The following is a 585-nucleotide window of genomic DNA, read 5'->3' on the forward strand; positions in this document are numbered from 1 at the left end:
GTGAACGGCCCGAACCAAACGATTTGTTCTTTGAAAACTAGATATCGAAACGAAACAAACGCGAATTAGAACATTCCTTTAAGCTGATCTTGTGTAAACAAGTGAAGTGTTTTATAAGGTAGATTGCTGGAGCGAGTGATCGAAATGGAGCGACTTTTGGATTTGCGCAAGCAAACCAAGCGGAGCGACAGCTCGAACACGAGCGCAATGGTTAAGCTACTAAGAGCACACGGAGGATGCCTAGGCGCTAGGAGCCGATGAAGGACGTGGCGAACAACGAAACTGCCTCGGGGAGCTGTAAGCAAGCTTTGATCCGGGGATGTCCGAATGGGGAAACCCAGCTGGGGTAATATCCAGTTACTCATAACTGAATACATAGGTTATGTAGAGGCATACCAGGGGAACTGAAACATCTAAGTACCCTGAGGAAGAGAAAACAACAGTGATTCCGTCAGTAGCGGCGAGCGAACGCGGAGAAGCCCAAACCAGAGAGCTTGCTCTTTGGGGGTGTGGGACGTCTCACATGGAGTTACAAAGGAGCCGGTTAAACGAAGAGGTCTGGAAAGGCCCGCCAAAGAAGGTAAA

General features: G+C 48.9%; 1 rRNA gene. It reads left to right on the top strand.

Annotated elements, in window-relative coordinates:
- Positions 1 to 209 precede the first annotated feature (209 nt).
- Positions 210 to 585: ribosomal RNA gene (locus EC604_RS29530) — 23S ribosomal RNA — on the top strand; the annotation flags it as partial.

This window comes from Paenibacillus amylolyticus, from assembly GCF_003719335.1.
In the GTDB taxonomy this organism is placed as follows: domain Bacteria; phylum Bacillota; class Bacilli; order Paenibacillales; family Paenibacillaceae; genus Paenibacillus; species Paenibacillus amylolyticus_D.